The following is a 22,206-nucleotide window of genomic DNA, read 5'->3' on the forward strand; positions in this document are numbered from 1 at the left end:
GTCGGGTCGTCCGTCGCCGCTCCGGCCCCCGGCCGCCACGTCGGGTCGTCGGTCATCGCTGTGCCTGCTTCCGTCATCACTCCGCCTCTCGGGTCGCCAGGTGGGCATCGGTCGCGGCCACGCCGAAGGCCTGTGGGATGGGCTGGCCCGCCAGGTAGAGGCGTTCGGCGACGCGCCGGGGCAGCGGGTGGTACGTGAACCTCCCGTAGACCCGCCCGTCCGCCGCGACCGGCTGGGCCTGGAAGCGGCACACCGTGGCGAGCAGGAACCTTTCCCGGCCGTGCGAGGCCAGGACCGCGATCTCGGTGATGCGGCGGGTGCCGTCCGGATGCCGGGTGAGCTGTACGAGGACGTCGACCGCGCTGTTGATCTGGTCCCGGAGCGCCTCGAACGGCACCTTCACCTCGGACATCGACGCGAGGGTCTGCAGCCGCATCAGCGCGTCCTCGGCCGAGTTCGCGTGGACCGTGGCGAGCGAGCCGTCGTGGCCGGTGGACATCGCCTGCAGCATGTCGAGCGTCTCGCCGCCGCGGACCTCACCGACGATGATGCGGTCGGGACGCATGCGCAGGGAGTTGCGGACGAGGTCGCGGATGGAGATGGCCCCGCGGCCCTCGATGTTCGGCGGGCGGGCCTCCAGGCGGATCACGTGGGACTGCTGGAGCTGGAGTTCGGCCGAGTCCTCGATGGTGATGATCCGCTCGCCGTCCGGAACGAGTCCGGACAGGGCGTTCAGCAGGGTCGTCTTCCCGGTGCCGGTCGCGCCGGAGACGATCAGGTTGAACTTGGCTTGAACCAGTCCCGAGAGCAGGAGCAGCATCTGCTCGTCGAGGGAGCCGAGGCCGATCATCTCGTGCAGCGTGTACGCGCGGGGGAAGCGGCGGATGGTGAGGGTCGCCCCCGTGAGGGAGAGCGGCGGGATGATGACGTTCACGCGCTCGCCGGAGGGGAGCCGGGCGTCGACCATCGGGTTCGACTCGTCGACGCGCCGGTTGACGGTGGAGACGATCCGCTCGATGGTCTGCATCAGCTGCTCGTGGGAGGCGAAACGGAGCGGGAGCAGCTCGACGCGGCCGCCGCGCTCGATGAAGATCTGGTCGGGGCCGTTGACCATGATCTCCGTGATGGAGGCGTCTTCGAGGAGCGGTTCGAGTACGCCGAGCCCGAGGGCCTCGTCGACGACCCGGCGGATCAGCTGGGCCCGCTCGGCCGTGGAGAGGACCGGGCCCTCGCGGCTGATGATGTGGCCGAGGACGCGCTCCAGGCGGGCCCGCCGCTCGGCCGCCGCGAGCGCGGACATCTCGGTGAGGTCGATCTCCTCCAGGAGCTTGGCCCGGAAGGCGGCGACCAGGTGGCCGTCCTCCCGGCCTCCGCCCGCGGCCTTCTCCTCGGGGGCGTTGATACGGGCGCGCAGGCTCATGGCAGGTCCTCCTCGGCGGGCATCGGCATGGTCGCGGTTTTCGTCACGGGGTCGAAGTCCCAGAAGGGGACGACCGAGGGGATGCGGACGGTGACGGTGGCGACGACCTCGTCGCCGCCGGGGAGGACGCTGACGTCGGTGGCCCAGTCGGCCGCCGCGTAGCCGGCCGCCTCGCCGGTGGGCGCGTCCTCGGCGTCGCTGGTCGCCGCCCGCGCGGCCGCCCGCGCAGCCGAACCCGCCTGCTGGGCCGCGTACGCCGCGACCCCGAGCTGCAGGCCCGCCAGCCCGACGAGGAGCAGGATGGGGAGGAAGCCGAGGTACTCGATGGCGGCCTGCCCCCGGTCGCGGCACCCGTTGCGCGTCTCTCTCCTCATGGCGTGAGGCCCCTCTCGTCCACGGCGCCCGACTTGCCCTCCACCCGGAACAGGCCTCCCACCCCCGGGACCAGGACCGGGACCTGGAGCGTGACCACCGCGGTCACCATCCCGTCGCCCGGCGGGCAGCTCACCTCGGCACCGTCCAGCCAGGCCCCGTCCAGGTGTCGCCGTGCCGCCTCTCCGCAGTCGTCGCCGACGGCACCGGCCCGCGCCGCCTCGTCCGCCGCATTCCCCGCCAGCGTGTACGTGTAGCCCACCAGGACGACCTGCCACAGCAGGACCAGCGTCAGCAGGATCAGCGGCACCATGCCCAGGAACTCCACCGCCACCTGCCCCCTGTCCTCGTCCCGGCGCGTCCGCATCGGTCAGCGGCCTCCGGTGCGGCGCCGCAGGCCCAGGGAGCCTCGGTCGCCCGCGCGGGCGAGTTCCTTGCCGGGCTGTCCCGACGCCTGCACCAGGCCCAGTTCCCCCGCCAGGCCCCACAGGGCCTGCTTGACCGTCGACTTCGCGTCGAGTTCGTGGAGGCGGCCGGCGTCGACCACCGCCGCGAGCTCCTTGAAGTTGGCCGGGACGGCGACGCCCGCGATGCGGGTGCCGGTGATCTTCTGGACGAGGGGCGGCTGGATCTCGGTGGAGCGGTGGTGGCGGTTGACGAGGGTGACGGTCTCCTCCGCCTTGCGGACCTGGAGCCGTTCCCACATCCGTACGGTCCGCTTGGCGGCGCGGACTGCGACCACGTCCGGGGTGGTGACGAGGAGCGCGGTGTCGGCCATCTCGATCGCCGCGGCGTTGGCGCTGTCGAGCCGGGATCCGCAGTCGAGGACGACGACCTCGTGCCGGCCGCGCAGGGCGCTGACGACCTGCCGGGCGGCGCGGTCGGTGACCTCCTCGCCGCGCTCCCCCTCCGCCGGGGCGAGGAGCAGCGAGAGCCCGGTCTCGTGGACGTACACGGCGTCCTGGAGGACACGCGGCGAGATGTCGGCGATCGACGCGAGGTCCGCGACGGAGCGGCGGAACTGCACGTCCAGGTAGGAGGCGATGTCTCCGCTCTGGAGGTCCATGTCGACGAGGGCGACGCTGCGCCCGGAGGCACGGGCGGCGAGGGCGAGGTGGACGGCGGTGACGGTCGCGCCGACGCCGCCCTTGGCGCCGCTGACGGTCACGACGGTGCCGCCGGGGCCGGCGATCCGCTCGGCGCCCCCGCCGAGGTGGCGGCGGACGCCCAGGGACCACTGGGCGGCGGCCTGGACGCGGCTGGCGAGTTCCTCGTAGCCGAGGGGGAGGGTGACGAGGCCGCGGGCGCCGGAGTCCATCGCGGCGGAGAAGAGGACGGGGCTGGCGTCGGCGGTGATGAGGACGACTCCGACGGCGGGGAAGCGGAGGGCGACCTCGCGGACGAGTTCGAGCGCGGGGACGGGCCCGATCCGCTCGTGGACGAGGACGACCTCGGGCAGTTCGTCGACGGAGGCGGCGGCGAGCCGCGCGAGGGTGTCGACGAGCTGGGTGGAGTCGGTGACCGGCTGGGCGGGTTCGGCGTCGGGGAGCTGGCTGAGCAGCGTACTGACGGACCGGGCCGCGTCGGGGTCGCCGACGGCCGGCAGGATCCTGGTGGTCATCCGGCCTCACTTGTCCTTGTCGAGCGTGTAGGTGCGGTCGTCCTTGTCGACCGGGGATCCGGCCGTGGACGGGGCGACGAGGGCGAGGTGTACGTGCTCGGCGAAGGACTCGGCGTACGCGACGCGCTGGGTGTCGAGGGTGGAGAGCGCGAAGGTGATCGGGACCGTGGAGGTGGCCCGGCTGGAGCGGTCGTTGCTCTCTGCGGCCGGGGTGAGGCGGCCGACCTCGAGGACACGGGCGCCGGCGACGATCAACCGGGACTGGTCGGGGTCGCCCTTCTTCTTGCCGGCGAAGGTCGCGTAGATGTTGACCGTCGAGCCCGTGTAGATCTTGCCGGCGACGCCGGTGGCGGCGTCCACCATGATCGCGATCTCCTGCTCCCCCGGCTTGAGCCGGGGCCGTTCGACGATCATGTCGGTCTGGAGGAGCGAGCCGGCCTTGAGTCGGGTGACGGCGATCCTGCCCTCGATCTGGCGGAGGTCGGTGACGGCGGTCGGGGACAGCCAGCGCTTGGGCATGGAGATCTTCTCGAAGTCGCCTGCCTTCAACGGCTCGTAGGGAGCCACGTCGTCCTTGAGCCGGTACGCCGTGGTCTCCGGGCCGACCTTCGAGTTCACGTCGCTGATGACGGCGAGGACACCTGCGAACGCACCGAGGGCGCACAGGACGGAGAGCAGCAGCAGGATCACGCCGCGGCGCTGGCGGGAGTTCATGGCCGTACTTCCTCGATCGGATCCGTGGGGCGGGGATGGCGGCTGGGGTGGGGGTGGCGGCTGGGGTGGGGGTCGCGGCTGGGACGGGGGTGGCGGCTGGGACGGGGGCCGGGGCCCACGGGGCCGCTCACGGCAGCGCGGCGCGGGCGGAACGGTCGCCGGGCCCGAGGGCGCGGGCTTGCGGCCCTGCCTGCGCCCCGGCCTGTGGCCCGGCTTGCGGCCCTGCCTGCGCCCCGGCCTGCGCCCCGGCCTGTGGCCTGGCCTGCGGTCCTGCCTGCGCCCCGGCCTGCGCCCCGGCCTGTGGCCTGGCCTGCGGTCCTGCCTGCGCCCCGGCCTGCGCCCCGGCCTGTGGCCCCGGCCCGAGCGCGTGCGCACCGGACTGCAGCCCAGGGGCCAGGGCCTGTTGCCCGGGAGCCAGAGCCTGTTGCCCGGGAGCCAGGATCTGTTGGCCGGGAGCCAGGATCTGTTGGCCGGGAGCCAGAGCCTGCTGCCCGGGACCTAGAGCGTGCCGCCCCGGACCCAGAGCCTGTTGCCCGGTACCCACCGCCCGCTGCCCCGCCCCGTCGGCCCGCGCTCCCCGGTCCGGCGGCGGGAGCTGTGCGGCCGGGGCCAGGGGCGCGGCGCAGAAGCCGCAGCGGTCGCCGATCAGTTCCATCCCGCACCAGTGGCATCGCTCGCGCCGTACGGAGGAGACCAGCTGGTGGAGGACGGGCAGGTCCGGCAGGTACGCGGCGAACTCGACGAGCTTGCCGGTGCCCCACCAGCCGGGCGAGGACGCGGGCAGGGCCACCTCGTGCACGGGGCCGGGGATCCGCCAGCGGGGTACGAGGGTGGTCGTCGGCCAGTCGGTCTGGAGCTGGCCGCGGGCGAGGAGGAGTTCGGTGGCGAACTCCGGCCCGGCGAGGGGCTCCTCGGCGGCGGAGCCGATGCGCACGATCTGCGGGGTGGGTCCGGCGAGGACGGCGAAGTGGGCGCCCGGGAGCCAGCTCTTGAGGTGGGAGCCGAGGCCGACGGGGACGCGGTCGAGCCGCGAGACGGAGCCGAGGACGGCGCCGGCGTAGATGTAGTGGGCGAGCAGCCGCGCGGCGGAGGCGAGGACTCCGGGGCTGAAGTCGCAGCCGGCGAGCTGCCGCAGCTGGCGGACGAGGACGGCCGCGCCGAGCGGCGGCAGATCGGTCCTGACCAGGGCGATGCGGTCGCTCTCCAGGAGGGCGCGGACGGCGTGCAGGCGGTGTTCGACGGCGGTCGGCGCGGACGTGGGGCAGACGACGACCACGTGTCCGTACCGGGCGAGGAGTTGCTGCATGTCCGCGAGGGAGGAGTCGAGCGAGCGGGTCTCGGGGGGCGGGAGCACGGCGGCCTGCGGGGTCCCGGGGTCGGCCGCCGGCAGCACCAGGTCGGCACCGGTGACGGCGATCGCTGTCGGCACGTCGGACCCCCCGTCCCCTCCGGCCTCCGGTGCCCCGGGGGCCGCGGATCACTTACCGCGTTCGCGGCGTCACCGCAGGGTGCCGCCGTCTCTGCACCTTATCCACGTCCCGCGGGGTGGTGAACACACAATCCGCCAAGCTGCCTCCATTAATTGCGGCCCCGCCGCCCCGCTGCGGCCTCCGCCATTGACGCTCCCGTCACCGCCGCGTCCGTCACCGCATCCGTCACCGCGACCGTCGCGTCCATCCCCGCGGGCCCCTCCGCCATTGACGCTCCCGTCACCGCCACGTCCGTCACCGCATCCGTCACCGCGACCGTCGCGTCCATCCCCGCGGGCCCCTCCGCCATTGACGCTCCCGTCACCGCCGCGTCCGTCACCGCATCCGTCACCGCCGCGTCCGTCACCGCCGCGTCCGTCACCGCGACCGTCACCGCGTCCGTCACCGCGACCGTCACCGCATCCGTCGCGTCCGTCCCCGCGGCCCCTCCGCCGCCCCCGCCTCCCTCACCGCGGCTCCCGTCACCGCAGCCTCCGCCCTGGCCGCCTCCGCACCCCCGCGTGAACGCCCTTCCCCGCCAGAGGTATTGACAACGCGATTGGTCTGGACCAACTTGTTGCGACAGCGGTGGCCACCGCCGGTACCCCCCGTACCCGCACCTCCCCTCCGTACGACGACGTACGGCACCTCCACATCCCCAACTCCCCCACCGGAGGATGCACGTGGACCGCACCACCACCCGCCCGCACGGACGGCGACGGATCGCCGGAGCCCTCGCGCTCGCCGTCGGCTCCGGGCTCGTCCTCGTCGGCGGAGCCGGCACCGCACAGGCGGCCGACGTCAACGTCGCCAAGAACGCCGGATTCGAGAACGGCCTCACCAACTGGTCCTGCTCCGCCGGGAGCGGCGCCGTCGTCTCCTCGCCGGTCCGCACCGGGAGCGGCGCGCTCAAGGCCACCCCGGCCGGTCTCGACTACGCCCAGTGCGTGCAGACCGTGACCGTGAAGCCGAACTCGACGTACACCCTGAGCGCCTGGGTCCAGGGCGGCTACGCCTACCTCGGCGCGAACAACACCGGAACCGGCACCGGCACCGTCTCCACCTGGACGCCCGACAGCCCCTCCTGGAAGCAGCTCACCACCACCTTCACCACCGGCGCGAGCACCACCTCCGTCGACATCTGGACCCACGGCTGGTACGGCACCTCCCCCTACCTCGTCGACGACGTGAGCGTCTTCGGGCCCGACGGGGGCGGCGGCCAGGACCCCGACCCGGTCGTCCCGGCCACCCCGGCCGGCCTCGCCGCCGGCACGGTCACCACCAGCTCCGTCGCCCTCAGCTGGGGCGCGGTCAACGGCGCCACGGGCTACAAGGTGTACCGCGACGGCGCCAACCCGCAGACGGTCACCGGCACCTCGACCACCGTCACCGGGCTCACCGCCGACACCGCGTACCAGTTCCAGGTCTCCGCGACGAACTCCGCGGGCGAGTCCGCGAAGTCCGGCGCCGTGACGGCGCGCACCGCCAAGGCCACCGACCCGGGCCCCGGCCCGGCCGTGCCCAAGCACGCCGTCACCGGCTACTGGCAGAACTTCGACAACGGCGCCGCGAAGCAGAAGCTGCGCGACGTCCAGGCCGCGTACGACATCATCGCGGTCTCGTTCGCCGACTCCACGGCCACGCCCGGCCAGATCACCTTCAACCTCGACCCGGCCGTCGGCTACGCCTCGGTCGCCGACTTCAAGGCCGACGTCGCGGCCAAGAAGGCCGCCGGCAAGTCCGTGATCCTCTCGGTCGGCGGCGAGAAGGGCAACGTCACGATCAACAGTGACGCCACCGCCACCGCCTTCGCCGACAGCGCGTACGCCCTGATGCAGGAGTACGGCTTCAACGGGATCGACATCGACCTGGAGCACGGCGTCAACGCCACGTACCTCACCAAGGCGCTCCGTCAGCTCTCCGCCAAGGCGGGCTCCTCCATGGTCCTGACGATGGCCCCGCAGACCATCGACATGCAGAACACGAGCTCGGAGTACTTCAAGACCGCGCTCGCCGTGAAGGACATCCTCACCGTGGTCAACACCCAGTACTACAACAGTGGTTCGATGCTCGGCTGCGACGGCAAGGTCTACAGCCAGGGCTCGGTGGACTTCCTCACCGCGCTCGCCTGCATCCAGCTCCAGGGCGGCCTCGACCCGTCCCAGGTCGGCCTGGGCGTCCCCGCCTCCACGCGGGGCGCGGGCAGCGGCTACGTCGACCCGCAGATCGTGAACAACGCGCTCGACTGCCTGACCAAGGGCACCGGCTGCGGCACCTTCAAGCCGGCGCAGACCTGGCCGTCGCTGCGCGGCGCCATGACCTGGTCGACCAACTGGGACGCGACGGCCGGCAACGCCTGGTCGAACGCGGTGGGCCCGAAGGTGCACAACCTGCCGTAGCGGACCCGGTTCCCAGGTGACAGCGCAGCGCCGCCGCTCCCCCGGCGGCGCTGTGCCGTCTCCTCACGCGGGCAGGTAGTGGCGCAGCACCGGGTCGAGCAGCCGGATCCAGTCGTCGACCCGGGCCGGGCGGCGGCCGTCGAGCTCGCAGTCGTAGACCGAGCCGTCGTAGAGCGTGACGGCCATCCGCAGCACCCGGCCGCGCCGGACGCGCTCGTACCGTACGGCCCCGATCTCGCTCCAGAGGAAGTCGGCCTCCTCGCCGAAGTAGTGCAGGGACACCCCGCTCCCGTCGACGGCGATCCCGGAGTTCCGGTCGGCGGCGGTGAAGTCCGGCGCGGGCGGGGGCGGGACGAGGGGCGGCGGGGGTACGTAGAGGGTGGCGGGATGCGGTACGGGGGCGGGCGCCGGGGCGGGGACGGGCGCCGGTACGGGGGTGGGGACGGCGTCCTGGATGCCGTCGGTCCGGGTGGGCAGCGCGGCCGCCGGCACCGCGTCGACGGGCCCCGTCGCCACCCGGGGGTCCGGGATGACCGGAGACGCGGGCACCGCAGGAGACGCGGACACCACCGGAGACGCGGGCACCACCGGAGACGCAGGCACCGCAGGAGACGCAGGCACCGCAGGGGACGCAGGCACCACCGGAGACGCAGGCACCACCGGAGACGCGGGCACCGCAGGAGACGCAGGCACCGCAGGAGACGCAGGTGGCACCACCGGAGAAGCGGGCCCCGCCTCGTACGAAGTCCCCGCCAGCTCGTCCATGAGGGTGTCCGGTGTGGGCCGTTCGGCGGGGTCCTTGGCGAGGCAGCGCCCCACGAGCCCGCGGAGCGCCTCTGGTACGGCGTCGAGGTCGGGGGCCTCGTGCACCGACCGGTACATGAGGCCCATCGGCGTGCCCTCCCCGAAGGGCCGCCCGCCCGCGGCGGCGACGAGGACGGCGCCCAGCGCGAAGACGTCGGCGGCGCCGGTGACCTCCTCGCCGAGGGCCTGTTCGGGGGCGAGGTAGCCGGGGGTGCCGAAGGCGTTGCCGGTGGCGGTGAGCCGGGTGGACTCCAGGGCGCGGGCGATCCCGAAGTCGAGGACGCGCGGCCCGTCGGCGGCCATGACGATGTTGCCGGGCTTGAGGTCGCGGTGGACGAGCCCGCAGGCGTGGATCGCCTCCAGGGCCTCGGCGAGCGCGGCGCCGAGCGAGCGGAGCCGCGCCTCGTCCATGGGCCCCTCGGTGGTGAGGAGTCCGGAGAGGGTGGGCCCCGGGATGTAGGCGGTGGCGAGCCAGGGGGCCTCCGCCTCGGGGTCGGCGTCGACGACCTGCGCGGTGTGGAAGCCGCCGACCTGCCGGGCCGCGGCGACCTCGGCGCGGAAGCGGGCGCGGAAGGAAGGGTCGGAGGCGAGTTCCGGCCGGGCGACCTTGACGGCGACGGCGCGCCCGCCGCGCGATCGGGCCAGATAGACGGTGCCCATGCCGCCTTCGCCTAGCTTGTGCTCGATGACGTATCTACCGATGAGGGTCCCCACGCGGGACAGTATGGCCGAACTGCCTACCTTGACCGGTCCATGACATAGCCGGACCATGTGGCCGGACAGGCACGTGCCCGGGAAGCGCGAGCTGTCGGACAGTCACGCACCCGGGCACCCGCACGGCTTGGCTCGGTCGCACTCCCCCACACTCCCCACCCAGGAGACAGCATGCGACGTCCCACCCGCGGCAGAAGGACCGCCACCCTCGCGGCCCTCGTGGCGTTCGCCCTCGCGGCGCCCCTCTCCGCCCTCAGCACCCCCGCCGGGGCCGACCCGGCGCCGACCGCCGCCCGCATCGCGTCCGGCGCCGAGGAGGTGATCCGGCAGTACGAGATCGCCGGACCGTCCACCCCGGCCGCCCGCTCCGCGCTGACCGCCACCGGCGTCTCCATCGACGAGGTCGACGCCCGCTCGGTCGTGGTCAGCGCCAACACCGAACAGCTCGCGCGCCTCAAGGCCCTCGGCTACAAGCCGGTCGCCCTCCCCGGCCCGCCGGACCGCAGCACCGAGGCCGACAGGACGGCCGGCCCGCTCGACTTCCCCTCCGCCGACGCGAAGTACCACAACTACGCCGAGATGAACGCGGAGATCGACCAGCGCCTCGCCGCCCACCCCTCGATCATGAGCAAGCGGGTCATCGGCAAGACGTACCAGGGCCGGGACATCGTCGCCATCAAGATCAGCGACAACGTCGCCACCGACGAGAACGAGCCCGAGGTCCTCTTCACCCACCACCAGCACGCCCGCGAGCACCTCACCGTCGAGATGGCGCTCTACCTGCTGCGCGAACTCGGCGCGGGCTACGGCACGGACTCCCGCATCACCAACATGGTGAACGGCCGGGAGATCTGGATCGTCCCGGACCTCAACCCGGACGGCGGCGAGTACGACATCGCGAGCGGCTCCTACCGCAGCTGGCGGAAGAACCGCCAGCCCAACGCCAACTCCTCGTACATCGGCACCGACCTCAACCGGAACTGGGACTACAAATGGGGCTGCTGCGGCGGCTCCTCCGGCACGAAGAGCTCGGAGACCTACCGGGGCACGGCCCCCGAGTCGGCCCCCGAGGTGAAGGTCGTCGCCGACTTCGTCCGCTCCCGGGTGGTGGGCGGCAAGCAGCAGATCACGGCGGCCATCGACTTCCACACGTACAGCGAGCTGGTCCTCTGGCCCTTCGGCTGGACGACGGCCAACACCACCACCGGCATGACCCAGGACGACCGCGACGCCTTCGCGACCGTCGGCGGCAAGATGGCCGCGAGCAACGGCTACACGCCCGAGCAGTCCAGCGACCTGTACATCACGGACGGCTCGATCGACGACTACCTGTGGGGCGCGCAGAAGATCTTCGCGTACACCTTCGAGATGTACCCGTCGAACGGCGGCGGGGGCTTCTACCCGCCCGACGAGGTCATCGAGCGCGAGACGAGCCGCAACCGCGACGCCGTCCTCCAGCTCCTGGAGAACGCGGACTGCATGTACCGCTCGATCGGCAAGCAGGCGCAGTACTGCGCGGCCTGACGGCCCGTGAACGAGGAGGTGCCCCGGCCGCCCCGCGGCCGGGGCACCTCTCAGTCGAGGACCGCGAGCGCGTCGATCTCGATGAGGAGGCCGGCGGGGAGGCCGACGTAGACGGTGGTGCGGGCCGCGGCGGGGGCCTTGAGGTTCTGCTCCTCGAAGTACTGGTTGTAGATCTCGTTCATCTCGGCGAAGTGGTCCACGTCCGTGAGGTAGACGCGCATCATCATCACGTCGTCCCAGCCCGCGCCGCCCTCCTCCAGGATCGCCTTGACGTTGGCGAAGGTCTGGAGGGTCTGCTCGCGCAGCGTCGGGCCCGCCACCGTCGGGGCCCGGCCCTCGACGGCGGGGAGGAAACCGACCTGGCCGGCGACCTGGAGGATGTTGCCCTTCCGGACGCCGTGGGAGAACTTCGCGGGCGGGGCGGTGTGGGTGGCGGGGGTGAGGGCGGTCTTCTCGGTCATGCGGTCGGTTCCTCTGTTTCCTTCGTCGGGGCGGTGCCGGAGTACTCGCGGCTGATGGCGTCCGCGGTGCTGCGCACCTGCGGGAGGAGCGTGAGGAGTTCCTCGGCGGTCACGACCACATTGGGCGCCGAGACCGACATGGCGGCGACGACCCGCCCGTCGGCCCCGCGGATGGGCGCGCCGACGCAGTTGATGGACTCCTCGTGGCCGCCGAGGTCGGTGGCCCAGCCCTGTTCTCGTACGGTCGCCAGCTCCTGGAGGAAGGCGGCGGCGTTCGGCGTCGAACGGGGCGTGTACGGGGGGTAGTCGAGCTTGGCGGCCACGGCGCGCCGCTCCGGCTCGGGCAGGTCGGCGAGGAGCAGCTTGGCGACGGCGGCGACGGTGATCGCGACGGGCTTGCCGATGCGGGAGTACATGCGGACGGGGTAGCGGGACTCGACCTTGTCGATGTAGACGACCTCGCCCTCCTCGTACACCGCGAGGTGGATCGTGTGCCCGATCCGCTCGTTGAGGGCGGTGAGGTAGGGGTGGGCGATCTCGCGGACGTCGAGGTTCTCGACGGCCTCCTGGGCGAGCGCGAAGAGCCGGGCGCCGAGGCGGTAGCGCTGGTCCTGCTGCCGGTGGACGAGACCGTGCTCGTGGAGCGTGCGCAGCAGCCGCAGGGCCGTGGACTTGTGCACGCCGAGCCGCTCGGCGACCTGGCCGAGGTCGGCGGGTCCCTGGGCGAGCAGCGGCAGGATGCTGAGCGCCCGGTCGACGGTCTGGCTCATGGCGTACGTACCTCCTGGTCGTCCCCCGTCCAGCCGGGGCCGAGGTGAAGTGTGCCCCAGGCGGCGGCGTGGAGCGCGGCCAGCCGGTCGGCGTGGGTGCGGCGGGGCGGCCGTGCCAGGTCGCCGGGGACGGTGAGGGCGGCGGCGGCCATGAGGTGCCCGTGCCGGAGCCGGGTCCGCATGTCGAGGCCGCGGAGGGTGGCGGAGAGGAAGCCGGCGGCGAAGGCGTCGCCGGCGCCGACGGCGGAGACGACGTCGACGCGGGGCGGGCGTTCGAGGAAGGCGACGCCGTCGGCGTCCTCGATGTCGGCGTGGGGTTCGGGGCGGCGGTCGACGACGAAGGCGCCGCCCCTGCCGAGTTTGAGGACGACGGTCTCGGGTCCGTCGATGAGCCGGGAGACGGCTCCGGTGCCCTTGAGTCCCCACAGCGCCTTCGCCTCGTCGGCGCCGACGAAGACCAGGTCGGCGCGGCGGGCGAGTTCGAGGAGCACCTCGGGGGCGCTGCCGTCGCGCCACAGCCCCGGCCGGTGGTTGACGTCGAAGGAGACGAGCGGGCGTCCGGGGCGCGGAGCGGTGAGCTCCCGCAGCAGGGCCAGGCAGTCGGCGGAGAGGGCGGCGGTGATGCCGGTGAGGTGGAGGATCCGGGCGCCGGCGACCGTGTCGTACGGGACGGTGGCGGGTGACATGGCGGAGGCGGCGGAGCCGGCCCGGTAGTAGACGACCTCGTGGGCGTCGGTGGCCCGGTCCTCGTCGGTGCGGAAGTAGACGCCGGTCGGCCGGTGCGGGTCGCGGCGGACGGCGCTGACGTCGACTCCGTAGCCTGCGACGGTGTCGAGGAGGTGGTCGCCGAAGCCGTCGGTGCCGACCCGGCCGACCCACCGGGTGCGGTGGCCGGCGGCGGCGAGGGCGCAGGCGACGTTGGACTCGGCGCCGCCGATGGCGCGGGTGAAGGAGGGGACGTCGGCGAGGCGGCCGGGCCGGGTGGGCAGGAAGGTGACCATGGACTCGCCGAGGCAGACGACGTCCGGGGCCGCGTGTCCGCTCACTCTCGGGCTCCCTGTGGCTCGTACGGGTCCATTGACCCGGCCTTGGCCCGGATGTTAGACAGCGAGGAACAAGATATGCAATGAGCGTTGCACACCACGCAACACTCGAACGAGGAGGCCTCATGCCCGACCTGGCGAACGAGCGCGTCGACCACCGTTTCAAGGCCCTGCCCCCGGATGCCGAGGGCCTGACCGTCGGCGAACTCTCCGCCCAGCGGCGCAACCTCTTCACGGGCGGCTACACCACCCCGGTCCTCGCCCTCTCCGCCGAGTCCGTCGAGCACAACCTCCGCCTCCTGGAGACCTACGCCGAGCGCCACGGCCTGGCGTTCGCCCCGCACGGCAAGACCTCCATGGCCCCCCAGCTCTTCGACCGGCAGCTGGAGCACGGTGCCTGGGGCATCACGGCCGCCGTCCCGCACCAGGCCCGCGTCTACCGCGCCCACGGCGTCGCCCGGATCTTCCTCGCGAACGAGCTCGTCGACGACGTCGCCCTGCGCTGGCTCGCCGCCGAGCTCGACGCCGACCCGGAGTTCCGCTTCGTCTGCTACGTCGACTCCGTGCGCGGCGTCGAGCTGATGGACGAGGCCCTGCGCGCCGCCGGCGCCGGCCGTCCCGTGGACGTCGTCGTCGAGCTGGCCGCCGGCGCGACCGGGCGGACGGGCGTACGGACCGAGGCGGAGTGCGCGGCCGTCGCCGACGCCGTCGCGGCCGCCCCCACCCTGCGCCTCGTCGGCGTCGCCGGGTACGAGGGCACGATGCCCGGCGCCGACGCCGACAGCGTCCGGGAGTGGCTGCACCGCCTCGTCGGGCTCGCGGTCGACTTCGACAAGGCCGGCCGCTTCGACCCCGCCGTCGGCGAGATCATCGTGAGCGCGGGCGGCAGCGAGTGGTTCGACACGGTCGCCGAGGTCTTCGCGGAGATCCCCGAGTTCTCCCTCCCGGTCCTCAAGCTGCTGCGCTCCGGCGCGTACGTCTCCCATGACGACGGCCAGTACCGCAACCGCACCCCCTTCAACCGGATCCCCGAGGAGGGCGCGCTCCAGCCCGCGTTCCGGCTCTGGTCGCAGGTCGTCTCCCGCCCCACGGCCGAGCAGGCCTTCACCAACGCCGGCAAGCGGGACGCCGCCCACGACCTGCACCTCCCCGAGGCGCAGGTCGTCCGCGACGGCCGCACGGGTGAGATCCGCCCCGCGGAGGGCATCAGGGTCACGGGCCTCTCCGACCAGCACGCCTGGCTCGCCACCGCACCGGGCGCGGACCTGGAGGTCGGCGACTGGGTGGGGATGGGCCTGTCCCACCCCTGCACGATCTTCGACAAGTGGCAGCTGATCCCGCTCGTGGACGCGGACGGCACGGTGGTCGACCACATCCGCACGTTCTTCTGATCTCGGGAGGGGGCAGGACATGGACCTCGTCTTCCGTGACGCGGAGGTCGTCGACGGCAGCGGCGGCGACTCCTACCGGGCCGACGTCGGCATCGAGGGCGGCAGGATCGTCTCGATCGTCAAGGAGGCCGCGGCGGCCGGCTGCCAGCGCCCGAGCGCCCGCCGCGTCCTGGACGCCGAGGGCCTCGTCCTGTCCCCCGGTTTCGTCGACATGCACGCCCACAGCGACCTGGCGCTGCTCCGCGACCCGGACCACAGCGCGAAGGCCGCGCAGGGCGTGACCCTGGAGGTCCTGGGCCAGGACGGTCTGTCGTACGCCCCCGTCGACGACCGCACGCTCGACGAGGTCCGCCGGGCGATCACCGGCTGGAACGGCGACGGCTCCGACATCGACGTCGACTGGCGCACGGTCGGCGAGTACCTGGACCGGCTCGACCGGGGCATCGCGGTGAACGCGGCGTACCTGATCCCCCAGGGCACGGTCCGCATGTACGCGATGGGCTGGGAGGACCGTCCGGCGACCGCGCCCGAGCTCGACCGCATGCGCCGGCTCGTCGCCGAGGGCCTCGCCCAGGGCGCGGTCGGCATGTCCTCGGGCCTCACCTACACCCCCGGCATGTACGCGCCGGACTCCGAGCTCACCGAGCTGTGCCGGGTCGTCGCGGAGTACGGCGGCTACTACTGCCCGCACCACCGCTCGTACGGGGCGGGGGCGCTGCGCGCGTACGAGGAGATGGTGGCGCTCACCCGGGAGGCGGGCTGCGCCCTCCACCTGGCCCACGCCACCATGAACTTCGGCGTGAACGAGGGCAGGGCCCCGGAGCTGCTTGCCCTGCTCGACGAGGCCCTCGGCGCGGGCGCCGACATCAGCCTCGACACGTACCCGTACACCCCCGGCAGTACGACCCTGCTGGCGCTGCTGCCGAGCTGGGCGAGCGAGGGCGGCCCGGAGGCGGCCCTGGCCCGGCTCCGCGACGACGCGACGGCGGAACGGATCCGGCACCACCTGGAGGAGCTCGGCTCGGACGGCTGCCACGGGGTCCCGGTCGACTGGGCGACGATCGAGATCTCGGGAGTGGCGGACGGGGCCCTGACGGACCGGGTGGGCCGCCGTCTCGACGGCTGGCCGACCGCCCGCCGTCTCCTCCTGGAGGACCGGCTGGGCACGACGATCCTCCAGCACGTCGGCCACGAGGAGAACGTCCGGACGATCATGCGCCACCGGGTGCACACGGGCGGCTCGGACGGCATCCTCCAGGGCCTCAAGCCGCACCCGCGCGCGTACGGCACGTTCCCCGAGTACCTGGGGCGGTACGTGCGCGAGCTCGGTGTCCTCTCCCTGGAGGAGTGCGTGGCCCATCTGACCTCCCGCCCGGCGGCGCGTCTCCGCCTCCCGGACAGGGGTCTGGTGCGGGAGGGTTACGTGGCGGACCTGGTCCTCTTCGACCCGACGACGGTCGCCTCCGGCGCGACGTACGAGAACCCGCGCACCCTCCCGGTCGGCATCCCGCACGTCCTGATCGACGGCAGGTTCGTCATGGAGGACGGACGGAGGACGGACGTGCTCGCGGGCCGCTCAGTCCGGAGAACCGAGCTCCGCTGAGCCGGGGGCCGTCGTCGCCTCGCCCGCACCGCGGGTGCGCTGGGGCGGAACAGCACCCTCCGCGGCACCGGCGTCTCCGAGGGCCCACGGCTCCCGCCGCACCCGCACGAGCCCGGCCGCCAGCACGAGCCCCGCCGGCACGAACCCGTACCAGGGCGTGTGCCCCGAAGGCTGCGTCTCGTACACGAGCGCCGCCGAGAGCACGGCCAGCACCTGCCCCGCCCGGCTCCGCCACGCGACGGCGGCGACGACGACCGTCCCCCACAGCACGTACCAGGGCTGCACCATCGGGGACAGCGCCACGAGCGCGACCAGCGAGAGCCCGAGCCCGAGGACGGGGTCGAGGCGGCCCCGGTACGCCCGCCACGCGAGGGCCGCGACGACCACGAGGGCCGCGAGCAGCCCCAGCTTCTGGACCACACCCTTCACGGGCTCGGCCTCGCCCCCGAAGAGCAGCCCCAGCCCGAGCCCGAGGTCGCTCGTCGGCGACAGGGGCGTGTGGATCGCCGCGGCCACGCTCTGCGTCCGCAGCCACCCGAACCCGGTCCCGGCGAGGACCGACGCCCCCGCCGCCACCGCCCCCGCGACGGCCCCCGGCAGGACGAGCCCCTTCACGAGGCCCCGTACGCCGCCACCGCGCGCCAGGAGGACGCCGATGAAGAGCAGGGCGACCGCCGCCGGCGACTTGACCATCGTCGCGAGGCCGACGAGGACACTGCCGAGCACCCACCGCCCGCGCGTGGCGAGCAGGACGCCTCCGAGCATGAGGCCGATCATCAGGCCGTCGTTGTGCATGCCGCCGACGACGTGGAGGAGGAGCAGCGGATTGAGGGCGGCGAGCCAGAGGGCTCCGTCCCGGCCGCCGGCCCCGCCGCCGAGGCCGCCGAGGCCGCGGACGGCCCAGACGATCAGGGCGAGCGCGCCGAGCGCGATCAGCCGCAGGCCGAGGACGGCGGGCACGACCGCCCCGCCGGTCACCTTCACGACCACCGCGGCGAGGAGCAGGAAGGCGGGCCCGTACGGGGCGGGGGTGTGGGTCCAGTTCCCGCCGACGCTCGCCGCCGCGTCGGCCCCGAGGTCGCCGGGGCCGAGGACGGAGGGCCCGGCGCCGTACACGTCGTGGCCTTCGAGGACCATGGCGCCCTGCGCGATGTAGCTGTAGACGTCGGCGCTGTGCAGCGGCGGGGCGAGGAGCAGCGGCGCGGTCCAACAGGCGAGGGTCGCGAGCACCCCGTCCCGCAGGCCGCGGGCGAGGAGGACGCCGTAACGCCACCAGGCGGCGACGAGCAGGGTCAGCCCGAGGGCCGCGAGGACGGCGCCGGCGACGGTGAGCGCGGAGCCGCGCGGCTCCCACAGCGGCCCGCCGCCGAGGACGGGCAGGGTGCCCGCCGCGTACCCGCCGACGGCCACGGCGAGCGACCCGCCCGTGCCGAGCCACCGGCATCCGGAGGCACTGAGAACCCACATGACGTGCCAACCTACCCCGTCGTGGAGTGCCCCACCGCGGCCGTACGGTCCAGGGTCTCGGTCGCGGTGCCGGTGCGCTGCATCCGGTGCCAGCGGAGCCGGCTGCCGAGGAGCGCGGTGACGACGGACTGGACGACGACCAGGTACATGAGCTGGCGGTAGACGACGATCTGCAGGGGCAGCGTCCAGATCGGCTCGAACCGCTCGCGGTCCAGGCGGAGCGCGTACACGGCCGTGCCGACCTGGACGGCGGTGAAGCCGAGCCAGACGCCGAGGGCCTGCCCGGGGTCCTGGAAGAGCAGTCCGTAGACGGCGAAGACGTCGACCAGCGGCGCGATCAGCGGCAGCACGGTCTGGAAGAGCAGCAGGTAGAGGAGGCCGCGGCGGCCGAGCTTGCCGGACTGGCCGCCCTCGACGACGGCCCTGCGGTGCTTCCACATGGCCTGGAGGGTGCCGTAGCACCAGCGGTAGCGCTGTTTCCACAGCTGCCGGACGGTGGACGGGGCCTCGGTCCAGGCGATCGCGGACTCCTCGTACACGACGCGCCAGCCGGCCCGGCACAGCGCCATCGTGAGGTCGGTGTCCTCGGCGAGGGTGTCCTCGCTGACCCCGCCGACGCCGGCGAGGGCGCCCCGGCGGAAGGCGCCGATGGCGCCGGGGACGGTGGGCATGCACTCCAGGACGTCGTACATGCGCCGGTCGAGGTTGAAGCCGATCACGTATTCCAGGTGCTGCCACCGGCCGAGGACGCCCTGGCGGTTGCCGACCTTGGTGTTGCCGCTGACCGCGCCGACGCGGGGGTCCGCGAGCGGCTGGATCAGGCGGCGGACGGCGTCGGGCTCGAAGACGGTGTCGCCGTCGATCATCACGACGAGGTCGTGGTGCGCCCAGGCGAGGCCGGTGTTGAGGGCGGCGGCCTTGCCCGCGTTGGGCTGGCGCACGACCATCACCCGCGGATCGTCGATGGACTCGGCGATCTCGAAGGTGCGGTCGGAGGAGCCGTCGTCGATGACGACGACCTGGATCGCCTGGTGCGTGGAGGCGAGCAGGGAACGGACGGTCGCCTCGATCCCGGCCTCCTCGTTGTAGGCGGGGACGAGGATGGAGACGGGCTCGGTGACGGGAGGGAGCCGGGGTGCGCCGCGGCGGCGCTTGGACCGGGTGCGGCGGACGTGGACGCGGGCGACGCCGATCAGGAGGGCGAGCCGGACGGCGGTGATGACGCCGGCCGCGACGAGCAGCCAGGTCATGGCGTCGGCGAAGCCCCGGGACGCGCTCTGCGCCTGGACGAAGGCGGCGCCCTTCCACTCGGCGAGCGTGGACACGTGGTACGTCGTCTCGGTGAGGCCGAGGGCCTGGCCGACGGAGGTGTACCGGGTGGTGCCGCCGGGGCGGGCGAGGAGCTTCTCGGTCTCGTCGACGGCCTGGGCGGAGCCGGTCAGCTGGAGGACGGACTTCCCGTCGGCGGCGACCAGGACGTAGCCGGCCTGCGCGACCCGGCGTCCGGCCTCCCACTGGTCCTCGCAGAAGGTGGCGAGCCCGGTGGTGTGCGGGAGCCGCAGCAGGCGGGTGCCGAGGCCGGTGCTCGCGCCGAGCGCGTTCTGGGTGAGGGAGAGCTCCAGGTCGGCGCGGGTCTCGGAGACCTGGGCGAGGTCGACGTCGGTGTACGTGTGCGAGCCGAGCTCGTGGCCGTCGGAGACGATGCGGCGGACGAGGTCGGGGTGGGCGGCGGCCTCGGCACCGGTCAGGAAGAAGGTCGCCTTCGCGTGGTGCGCGGCGAGGACGTCGAGCAGGCGCGGGGTCCAGTCCGGGCTCGGCCCGCCGTCGTAGGTGAGGGCGACGGTGCCGTCGGGCGGGGTGGCGCTGCGGACGATGCCGTTCTGGTCCACCTGGACGACGGGGCCTTCGCCGCGGGTCGCGGGGGTGGTCGGGCAGTGCGGCTGGGGCGCGCCGGTGGCGGCTATCTCGTGGCGGCCGTAGCCGGCGAAGACGAGCGCGGTGGCGGCGACGAGGAGGATCAGACAGAGCATGGCCCAGTGGGCCCGGGGGTCGCGCCGCAGCGCGTGCCGTGTACGGGGGCCGGCGGGCGGGGCGGGGCTGGCGGGCGCGGGGCGCGGGGGGACGGGCGCGGCAGGAGGGGCGTACGAGGGGTGGGGGTCGTGCTCTCCGTACGGGGCGTGCTCGCCTCCGTACGGGGCGCGCTCGCCTCCGTACGCGTCGTGCCCTCCGTACGAGTCGTGCTCGCCGTAGGAGTCGCGCTCGCCTCCGTACGCGTCGTGCCCTCCGTACGGGGTCTGCTCTCCGTACGGGTCCTGCTCCGCGTGCGACGGGTACGGGGCGTGCCCGGTCCGCGGTGTCTGCTCCCCGTACGGCGTCTGCTCCGGGTACGAGAGGTACGGCGCCTGCTCGGCGTACGGCTGCTGGTCCTGCCGCGGGGCCGCGAAGGCGTCGCCCCGCTCGTACGCGAGCGGCTCGGGGGCCCCGGGCGCGTACCCGTACCCCTGCCCCGCGGTGTACGGATCCACGGGGCCGTACTCGTACCCGTGGCCCTGTCCCGCTCCGCGTCCCTCGTCGCTCGTCACTTCGGGCGCTTCGTGGCGCCCGGCGCCTGGCCGGCCTTGCCCGGCTTCGCGGTGGTGGCGGCCGTCGGCGCGGGGCCCGTCGTGGCCGGGGCGGCGGTGCCGGTGGGCGACGGGGTCTCCGTCGTGGCATCCGCGTCGGGGGTGGCCGAGCCCTTGGAGCCGGTCTCGGCGGTGGCGCTCGGCGTCGCCGTGCGCTTCGGTGCGCCGCCGGCGCCGGAGTCCCCGGAGGCCGCGGGGTCGGGCTGGATGAGCGCGGGCGCGTCCGGCTTCTCGTCCTCCGCCCAGGGCAGCGGGCCTCCGGCAGGTCCGGCGCCGAAGGATCCGGCGACCACGACGGCGAGGAAGCCGAGGCACGCGACGCCGACTCCGGCCGTCGCCCACCGCACTCTGCGGCCGCGTCGCCCCGAGGCGTCGACGAAGACGCTGTTGTCCTGGTGGCTCATGTGCGCGCATTGTAGAGAGCACGTCACGGCAGTGCGAGTCCACACACATTCCGGACAAGCCTCTGCCGGAACGACGCCGCGACGCCACGCCCCGCTGTCCGACGTGTCCCAAAACACGCCGCATCGCGACCGCCTCCGCCGTAAGCTCTCGTCATGCAGGTGATCCAGTCCACGAAGCTCGCCAACGTCTGTTACGAAATCCGGGGTCCGGTGCTCGAAGAGGCGATGCGGCTTGAGGCTGCGGGTCATCGCATCCTCAAGCTGAACACGGGCAATCCGGCCGCCTTCGGCTTCGAGTGTCCGCCCGCCATCCTGGAGGACGTCCTCCGCAACCTCTCCGAGGCACACGGCTACGGCGACGCGAAGGGGCTGCTCTCGGCCCGCCGGGCGGTGATGAGCCACTACGAGACCAAGGGCATCCCGCTCTCCGTCGAGGACATCTACCTCGGCAACGGCGTCTCGGAGCTCATCCAGATGTCGATGCAGGCGCTGCTCGACGACGGCGACGAGGTCCTCGTCCCGGCCCCGGACTATCCGCTGTGGACGGCCTCGGTCTCGCTCGCGGGCGGTACGGCCGTGCACTACCGCTGCGACGAGCAGTCGGACTGGATGCCGGACCTCGCGGACATCGAGCGGAAGATCACCGACCGCACCAAGGCGATCGTGATCATCAACCCGAACAATCCGACGGGCGCCGTCTACGACGACGAGATGCTCCGCTCGCTGACGGAGATCGCCCGCCGGCACAACCTGGTCGTCTGCTCGGACGAGATCTACGACAAGATCCTCTACGACGGCACGACGCACACCCCGACCGCCGCGATCGCCCCCGACCTCCTCGTCCTCACCTTCAACGGGATGAGCAAGAACTACCGGGTGGCCGGCTTCCGCTCCGGCTGGCTCGCGGTCTGCGGTCCGAAGCACCACGCGACCTCGTACATCGAGGGCCTCACGATCCTCGCGAACATGCGCCTCTGCGCGAACATGCCGGCGCAGCACGCCGTGGCCGCCGCGCTCCAGGGCCGGCAGTCGATCGAGGACCTGGTGCTGCCGGGCGGGCGGCTCCTGGAGCAGCGGGACACGGCGTACGAGCTGCTGACGCAGATCCCGGGCGTGACGTGCGTGAAGCCGAAGGGCGCGCTGTACCTCTTCCCGCGCCTCGACCCGAACGTCTACAAGATCAAGGACGACCGGCAGATGGTCCTGGACCTGCTGCGGGCCGAGAAGATCATGGTCGTGCACGGGACGGGCTTCAACTGGCGCGAGCCGGACCACTTCCGGATCGTCACGCTGCCGGCGGCGGCGGACCTGGCGGACGCGGTGACCCGGATCGGCCGCTTCCTGGACGGCTACAGCCAGCCCTGAGCCCCCACCCGAGACGACGCTCAACTTTAGACCGAATCTAAGCT

Annotated in this window: 18 protein-coding genes and 1 pseudogene; 5 read left to right on the forward strand and 14 right to left on the reverse strand. The window is 73.3% G+C overall.

Annotated features, from left to right (window positions below):
- Positions 1 to 76 precede the first annotated feature (76 nt).
- The 7 genes and pseudogenes from ACF07V_RS01105 to ACF07V_RS01135 all read right to left on the reverse strand — a co-directional run bounded on the left by ACF07V_RS01105 (position 77) and on the right by ACF07V_RS01135 (position 6,014).
- Positions 77 to 1,420: a CpaF family protein gene (locus tag ACF07V_RS01105; protein WP_392150797.1), complete on the reverse strand. Its 1,344-nt coding sequence runs from the start codon at positions 1,418 to 1,420 to the stop codon at positions 77 to 79.
- On the reverse strand, positions 1,417 to 1,794 hold the full coding sequence (locus ACF07V_RS01110; protein WP_392150798.1) for a TadE/TadG family type IV pilus assembly protein: 378 nt from the start codon (positions 1,792 to 1,794) through the stop codon (positions 1,417 to 1,419). Before ACF07V_RS01110 ends, ACF07V_RS01105 begins: the two co-directional genes overlap by 4 nt.
- On the reverse strand, positions 1,791 to 2,159 hold the full coding sequence (locus ACF07V_RS01115; RefSeq protein WP_392150799.1) for a TadE/TadG family type IV pilus assembly protein: 369 nt from the start codon (positions 2,157 to 2,159) through the stop codon (positions 1,791 to 1,793). Before ACF07V_RS01115 ends, ACF07V_RS01110 begins: the two co-directional genes overlap by 4 nt.
- A 3-nt stretch (positions 2,160 to 2,162) precedes the next feature.
- Positions 2,163 to 3,413 carry a CpaE family protein gene (locus ACF07V_RS01120; protein WP_392150800.1) on the reverse strand — a complete coding sequence of 417 codons (1,251 nt, stop codon included), beginning with the start codon at positions 3,411 to 3,413 and terminating at the stop codon, positions 2,163 to 2,165.
- Positions 3,414 to 3,419: 6 nt separating this feature from the next.
- Positions 3,420 to 4,127, reverse strand: a complete 708-nt coding sequence (cpaB, locus tag ACF07V_RS01125) for a Flp pilus assembly protein CpaB (RefSeq protein WP_392150801.1) — start codon at positions 4,125 to 4,127, stop codon at positions 3,420 to 3,422.
- A gap of 550 nt (positions 4,128 to 4,677) precedes the next feature.
- Positions 4,678 to 5,556 (reverse strand): annotated as a pseudogene (locus tag ACF07V_RS01130) (hypothetical protein); the annotation flags it as partial.
- 149 nt (positions 5,557 to 5,705) lie between these two features.
- The gene (locus ACF07V_RS01135; protein WP_392150802.1) at positions 5,706 to 6,014 is read right to left on the reverse strand and encodes a hypothetical protein; all 309 of its coding nucleotides are present in this window, start codon (positions 6,012 to 6,014) and stop codon (positions 5,706 to 5,708) included.
- Positions 6,015 to 6,279: 265 nt separating this feature from the next.
- Here ACF07V_RS01135 and ACF07V_RS01140 point away from each other — a divergent pair, with 265 nt between their 5' ends.
- Positions 6,280 to 7,995, forward strand: coding sequence for a chitinase (locus ACF07V_RS01140; protein WP_392150803.1), 1,716 nt, complete (start codon positions 6,280 to 6,282; stop codon positions 7,993 to 7,995).
- Between the two features lie 63 nt (positions 7,996 to 8,058).
- Here ACF07V_RS01140 and ACF07V_RS01145 read toward each other — a convergent pair whose 3' ends face one another.
- Entirely contained in the window at positions 8,059 to 9,459 is a 1,401-nt protein-coding gene (locus ACF07V_RS01145) for a serine/threonine-protein kinase (RefSeq protein WP_392151351.1), read from the reverse strand.
- A gap of 225 nt (positions 9,460 to 9,684) precedes the next feature.
- On the opposite strand from ACF07V_RS01145, the gene ACF07V_RS01150 reads away from it, so the two are divergent.
- Positions 9,685 to 11,037 carry a M14 family metallopeptidase gene (locus ACF07V_RS01150; protein ID WP_392150804.1) on the forward strand — a complete coding sequence of 451 codons (1,353 nt, stop codon included), beginning with the start codon at positions 9,685 to 9,687 and terminating at the stop codon, positions 11,035 to 11,037.
- A gap of 50 nt (positions 11,038 to 11,087) precedes the next feature.
- Here ACF07V_RS01150 and ACF07V_RS01155 read toward each other — a convergent pair whose 3' ends face one another.
- The 3 genes from ACF07V_RS01155 to ACF07V_RS01165 are packed head-to-tail and all read right to left on the reverse strand — an operon-like array spanning position 11,088 to position 13,314.
- Positions 11,088 to 11,498, reverse strand: a complete 411-nt coding sequence (locus tag ACF07V_RS01155; protein ID WP_392150805.1) for a RidA family protein — start codon at positions 11,496 to 11,498, stop codon at positions 11,088 to 11,090.
- Positions 11,495 to 12,268, reverse strand: a complete 774-nt coding sequence (locus ACF07V_RS01160) for an IclR family transcriptional regulator (RefSeq protein WP_392150806.1) — start codon at positions 12,266 to 12,268, stop codon at positions 11,495 to 11,497. Before ACF07V_RS01160 ends, ACF07V_RS01155 begins: the two co-directional genes overlap by 4 nt.
- Positions 12,265 to 13,314 (reverse strand): sugar kinase, encoded by a 1,050-nt coding sequence (locus tag ACF07V_RS01165; RefSeq protein WP_392150807.1) that lies wholly within the window; start codon positions 13,312 to 13,314, stop codon positions 12,265 to 12,267. Before ACF07V_RS01165 ends, ACF07V_RS01160 begins: the two co-directional genes overlap by 4 nt.
- A gap of 80 nt (positions 13,315 to 13,394) precedes the next feature.
- On the opposite strand from ACF07V_RS01165, the gene ACF07V_RS01170 reads away from it, so the two are divergent.
- The gene (locus ACF07V_RS01170; RefSeq protein ID WP_392150808.1) at positions 13,395 to 14,702 is read left to right on the forward strand and encodes an alanine racemase; all 1,308 of its coding nucleotides are present in this window, start codon (positions 13,395 to 13,397) and stop codon (positions 14,700 to 14,702) included.
- 19 nt (positions 14,703 to 14,721) lie between these two features.
- A complete protein-coding gene (locus tag ACF07V_RS01175; RefSeq protein ID WP_392150809.1) occupies positions 14,722 to 16,305 on the forward strand; it encodes an amidohydrolase family protein in 1,584 nt (527 codons plus the stop codon).
- Here ACF07V_RS01175 and mptB read toward each other — a convergent pair.
- From mptB to ACF07V_RS01190, 3 genes are all read right to left on the reverse strand, one after another.
- Entirely contained in the window at positions 16,279 to 17,772 is a 1,494-nt protein-coding gene (gene mptB / locus ACF07V_RS01180; RefSeq protein WP_392150810.1) for a polyprenol phosphomannose-dependent alpha 1,6 mannosyltransferase MptB, read from the reverse strand. The genes ACF07V_RS01175 and mptB overlap by 27 nt on opposite strands.
- Positions 17,773 to 17,783: 11 nt before the next feature.
- Complete coding sequence (locus ACF07V_RS01185; RefSeq protein WP_392151352.1) at positions 17,784 to 19,802, reverse strand: bifunctional polysaccharide deacetylase/glycosyltransferase family 2 protein; 2,019 nt, start codon at positions 19,800 to 19,802, stop codon at positions 17,784 to 17,786.
- A gap of 548 nt (positions 19,803 to 20,350) precedes the next feature.
- Positions 20,351 to 20,797 (reverse strand): hypothetical protein, encoded by a 447-nt coding sequence (locus tag ACF07V_RS01190; protein WP_392150811.1) that lies wholly within the window; start codon positions 20,795 to 20,797, stop codon positions 20,351 to 20,353.
- Between the two features lie 153 nt (positions 20,798 to 20,950).
- Between ACF07V_RS01190 and ACF07V_RS01195 the strand changes: the two genes are divergently transcribed.
- A complete protein-coding gene (locus ACF07V_RS01195) occupies positions 20,951 to 22,162 on the forward strand; it encodes a pyridoxal phosphate-dependent aminotransferase (RefSeq protein ID WP_392150812.1) in 1,212 nt (403 codons plus the stop codon).
- Positions 22,163 to 22,206: the final 44 nt, after the last annotated feature.

This window comes from Streptomyces sp. NPDC015661, assembly GCF_043077765.1.
In the GTDB taxonomy this organism is placed as follows: domain Bacteria; phylum Actinomycetota; class Actinomycetes; order Streptomycetales; family Streptomycetaceae; genus Streptomyces.

Excerpts from the sequence above, each read along its gene's own strand:
- ACF07V_RS01170 (WP_392150808.1), top strand. The coding sequence starts at position 13,395 with ATGAGCGTTGCACACCACGCAACACTCGAACGAGGAGGCCTCATGCCC.
- ACF07V_RS01195 (WP_392150812.1), top strand. The coding sequence starts at position 20,951 with ATGCAGGTGATCCAGTCCACGAAGCTCGCCAACGTCTGTTACGAAATC.
- ACF07V_RS01160 (WP_392150806.1), bottom strand. The coding sequence starts at position 12,268 with ATGAGCCAGACCGTCGACCGGGCGCTCAGCATCCTGCCGCTGCTCGCC.
- ACF07V_RS01190 (WP_392150811.1), bottom strand. The coding sequence starts at position 20,797 with ATGAGCCACCAGGACAACAGCGTCTTCGTCGACGCCTCGGGGCGACGC.
- ACF07V_RS01110 (WP_392150798.1), bottom strand. The coding sequence starts at position 1,794 with ATGAGGAGAGAGACGCGCAACGGGTGCCGCGACCGGGGGCAGGCCGCC.
- ACF07V_RS01145 (WP_392151351.1), bottom strand. The coding sequence starts at position 9,459 with ATGGGCACCGTCTATCTGGCCCGATCGCGCGGCGGGCGCGCCGTCGCC.
- ACF07V_RS01120 (WP_392150800.1), bottom strand. The coding sequence starts at position 3,413 with ATGACCACCAGGATCCTGCCGGCCGTCGGCGACCCCGACGCGGCCCGG.
- ACF07V_RS01105 (WP_392150797.1), bottom strand. The coding sequence starts at position 1,420 with ATGAGCCTGCGCGCCCGTATCAACGCCCCCGAGGAGAAGGCCGCGGGC.
- ACF07V_RS01155 (WP_392150805.1), bottom strand. The coding sequence starts at position 11,498 with ATGACCGAGAAGACCGCCCTCACCCCCGCCACCCACACCGCCCCGCCC.
- cpaB (WP_392150801.1), bottom strand. The coding sequence starts at position 4,127 with ATGAACTCCCGCCAGCGCCGCGGCGTGATCCTGCTGCTGCTCTCCGTC.
- ACF07V_RS01175 (WP_392150809.1), top strand. The coding sequence starts at position 14,722 with ATGGACCTCGTCTTCCGTGACGCGGAGGTCGTCGACGGCAGCGGCGGC.
- ACF07V_RS01150 (WP_392150804.1), top strand. The coding sequence starts at position 9,685 with ATGCGACGTCCCACCCGCGGCAGAAGGACCGCCACCCTCGCGGCCCTC.
- ACF07V_RS01115 (WP_392150799.1), bottom strand. The coding sequence starts at position 2,159 with ATGCGGACGCGCCGGGACGAGGACAGGGGGCAGGTGGCGGTGGAGTTC.
- mptB (WP_392150810.1), bottom strand. The coding sequence starts at position 17,772 with ATGTGGGTTCTCAGTGCCTCCGGATGCCGGTGGCTCGGCACGGGCGGG.
- ACF07V_RS01185 (WP_392151352.1), bottom strand. The coding sequence starts at position 19,802 with ATGCTCTGTCTGATCCTCCTCGTCGCCGCCACCGCGCTCGTCTTCGCC.